This is a genomic window from Embleya sp. NPDC056575 (genome assembly GCF_042793325.1).
Lineage (GTDB): Bacteria > Actinomycetota > Actinomycetes > Streptomycetales > Streptomycetaceae > Embleya.
Map to the genome: position 1 here is coordinate 1 of NZ_JBHTVA010000151.1, position 3,213 is coordinate 3,213.

Below are 3,213 nucleotides of genomic sequence, written 5' to 3' on the forward strand. Positions count from 1 at the left end.
ATTTAGATCCTGGTCACGGGAGAATGGACCCAGGAGCTATTGGCAATGGGATGCAGGAAAAAGAAATTACCTTAAATATTTCCCATAGCATCCGAAATCTCTTGGAAAACCATTATGAAGGCCTGCAAATTAAAATGAGTAGAACAGCAGATATTACGCGCAGCTTGAAAGAACGTACAGATGATGCGAATGCTTTCGGTACGGGGGCCAAAGGATGGATTTGTGGAAGAAGTGGGAGTCAATGTGGCGTTAATTCGGAAACGAATCAAATCAACCAGCATGGTTTATGAAACGAAAAAAGTAGGCGTTCGCACGAAAACAACCGTTGCAATTCTTTACATGCGTGACATTGTTGATCCTAAGATTGTTCAAGATGTAATGAATAAATTAGATGATCTTCACATTGACGGAGCGTTTAGCGCCACTCAGCTAGAAGAATTAATGGAACCGACAAAAGCATTGTTTCCTTTGATGGGGTATACAGGCAGAGCAGACTTCTATTTAGCCCCCTAATGAATTTGGACACCTACTAAGAGTGGTTTTATACTTAAGGTTGCCAAATAAGGGGGCTTTTGTGATGCAAAGACGAAAACATTCTGCTGAATTTAAACAACAGGTGGTACAAGAAGCAATTGAAACAGGCAATAAAGCTTTGGTGGCGAGACGTCACGAGCTCAGTCCAAATCTCGTAAGCAAATGGGTAAAAGCTTTTCAGGAAAAAGGCAATCTAGATCATTCCGGCATTCAAGATATTGTTTCTCCCTCAGGGATCAAACAGTTGGAGGAGGAGAATGACCAGCTTAAAAAGCTGTTAGGCGAAAAAGATTTAGAAATTTCCATTCTCCGTGACGTACTAAAAAAGAAGAACCCTCACTTACTGAAACGCTTGAAATAGCGAATGAGTGGATTGCGAAAGGTTATGCCGTCCGTAAAGTCCTGAAGATTTTAGAGATTTCTCCTTCTACGTACTATTATCAATACAAGAAAGAAGAAAAGTCAGTAAGTGAGGGCAGACCCATTCCGGGCTATTCACTCACTAAGAACGGCAAAAAAATACCGGATGAACAAATACAGGAATGGCTGATGGAACTCATCTCAGGTGAAGCCGGTGTCTATGGCTATCGAAAGTTGTGCCTCCGCCTTCGAAGCGAGTATGCGCTACAGATTAACAAAAAGAAAGTGTACCGATTATGTAAGGAACTCGATATCCTACAGCCACAGCGAGAAGTGAAGTTCCACTATCCAAGAAAATTAGCGAGGAACCGGATCATCACTGAATCGAATCAGCTGTGGGAAGCAGATATTAAATACGGCTACATCGAAGGTGAAGAGCGTTTCTTCTTTATTCTATCGCTCATTGATGTATATGACCGTTCCATCATTGATTATCATATTGGTTTACATTGTACCGGACACGACGCTGGCCAACTCGTGCAGCGTGCCTTGTTTAAGCGTCAGCAATTTGAAAGAGAAACAAAGCCAGTCATTCGAACGGATAATGGTCCACAATTTATTTCTCTAGCGTTTCAGAAAGCATGTGAAACGTTCCACATCGAACATGAACGCATTCCGCCGAGAACACCGAATATGAATGCCCATATCGAGTCGTTTCACCGATTACTAGAGTATGAATGTTTGAGGCGGTTCGCTTTTCATTCCTACGCAGATGCGTATCATGAGGTGGCTGAATACATGGATTTCTACAATAATCGAAGAATCCATTCGAGTATTTTAGATTTAGCACCAAATGAATTTTATCAACGAAACCAAACAGAAGAGCTAACGATTAAAGAAGTGAGAGTATGAGGCAGGATGATTTTCTTGCCTCACCTAAAATAAAGAGCAATTCTATGAAATAATGAGCTAAGAGTAGTATGTGTCCAAAATTAGGGGGTTAACCCGACTTTACCGTGAACTGTATGCTCAATGGGCGTGTAGCGTTGATTGTGGATGGTACACCGGCTGCGTTGATTGCGCCTGCCAATTTATTTTTGCTTGTGAAAGCACCCGAAGATATCCACTTTACTGCTTTGGCAGCTACATTTGGTCAAACGCTTCGTTTACTTGGCTTGTCCGTATCGCTACTGCTTCCTGCATTTTTTGTTGCCATTCTTTCCTATCATCAAGATCAGCTGCCCTATTATCTACTTGCCACTTTGGGGATTAACCGGTTGGGAATCCCTTTTGATGTGGCAGTTGAAATGTTTATTGCACTTCTCTTCTTAGAAATCCTGCGGGAAGCTGGTATCCGATTGCCTTCTGCGGTCGGCTCCACGGTAACGGTTGTAGGAGGACTTATCCTGGGGGATGCGGCCATTCGTGCTGGATTCTTATCCCCAGGTATCGTTGTCATCGGAGCAATTACACAAATCTTTGGTTCAACTTTATCGAGCCTATCATTGGCTGGAACGATTAGTACCTTACGCTTTTTTCTTTTCATTCTGTCTGCCACGCTTGGCATTTATGGCTTCTTTCTTGGATTATTTATTGTGCTCAGCCATTTAGCCTCATTGCGTTCATGCGGCTTGCCTTACTTGGCCCCAATATCACCTCCATTTAAAGACTTGGCCAACGCTTTGTTTCGATTACCTTGGCCATGGCGAAACACTCGACCGGACATGTTGAAGACACGAGATTCTACAAGGCAAGGGGACAGGCATAAATGAGGAGATATAAAAGTATGGTTGCACTTTTCCTTCTTCTCACCCTTACCGGTTGCTGGAGTAGATATGAAGTGCAAAACATGAACTATGCTACGGCTGTTGGAATAGACTATGTCGATGGCCAATACACCTTGTATGTGCAATTGCTTGATTTCTCGACAGTGGCCAAGCTGGAGGGACAGCAAAAAGCGGAGCAGCCCCCGGTTTGGGTGGGCAAAGGCGAAGGTTCCTCGTTTACGGAGGCGGCAAATGATTTGTACAGTACATCACAACAACGCTTAAACTTGGGACAAATCTCTGCCATTTTGTTCAGCGAGAGATTGATGAAGGAAAACAAAGTCGGAGAAGTGCTGGAATTGATCAACCGTTATCGTGAAATAAGGTACTTGGCCTGGCTGTTTAGCACAAGAGAGCCTCCTGAAGAAATCTTGCTGGCAACCCCATTTTTTAGATTTTCGCCAAATGCATAAAAATAGTTGTTTACTTTTATACGTTCAAACAGTTGATTTATCAACCTTATGGTAAAAGCAAACGACTTTATTGTAATAAA

Annotated in this window: 6 protein-coding genes; all 6 read left to right on the top strand. The window is 42.7% G+C overall.

Annotated elements, in window-relative coordinates:
* Positions 1 to 290: N-acetylmuramoyl-L-alanine amidase (locus ACFRCG_RS48240; protein ID WP_380043031.1), on the top strand; the 290-nt coding region annotated here is incomplete at its 5' end.
* Positions 190 to 513 carry a spore germination protein gene (locus ACFRCG_RS48245; protein ID WP_380043032.1) on the top strand — a complete coding sequence of 108 codons (324 nt, stop codon included), beginning with the start codon at positions 190 to 192 and terminating at the stop codon, positions 511 to 513. The genes ACFRCG_RS48240 and ACFRCG_RS48245, both read left to right, overlap by 101 nt.
* Before the next feature lie 64 nt (positions 514 to 577).
* Complete coding sequence (locus tag ACFRCG_RS48250; protein ID WP_014479904.1) at positions 578 to 895, top strand: transposase; 318 nt, start codon at positions 578 to 580, stop codon at positions 893 to 895.
* Between the two features lie 11 nt (positions 896 to 906).
* Complete coding sequence (locus tag ACFRCG_RS48255) at positions 907 to 1,806, top strand: IS3 family transposase (protein ID WP_026113687.1); 900 nt, start codon at positions 907 to 909, stop codon at positions 1,804 to 1,806.
* 104 nt (positions 1,807 to 1,910) lie between these two features.
* Positions 1,911 to 2,666: a spore germination protein gene (locus ACFRCG_RS48260; RefSeq protein ID WP_226466627.1), complete on the top strand. Its 756-nt coding sequence runs from the start codon at positions 1,911 to 1,913 to the stop codon at positions 2,664 to 2,666.
* 14 nt (positions 2,667 to 2,680) lie between these two features.
* A complete protein-coding gene (locus tag ACFRCG_RS48265; protein ID WP_000226102.1) occupies positions 2,681 to 3,133 on the top strand; it encodes a hypothetical protein in 453 nt (150 codons plus the stop codon).
* The last annotated feature ends 80 nt before the right edge of the window (positions 3,134 to 3,213 follow it).

Excerpts from the sequence above, each read along its gene's own strand:
- ACFRCG_RS48245 (WP_380043032.1), top strand. The coding sequence starts at position 190 with ATGCTTTCGGTACGGGGGCCAAAGGATGGATTTGTGGAAGAAGTGGGA.
- ACFRCG_RS48250 (WP_014479904.1), top strand. The coding sequence starts at position 578 with ATGCAAAGACGAAAACATTCTGCTGAATTTAAACAACAGGTGGTACAA.
- ACFRCG_RS48265 (WP_000226102.1), top strand. The coding sequence starts at position 2,681 with ATGGTTGCACTTTTCCTTCTTCTCACCCTTACCGGTTGCTGGAGTAGA.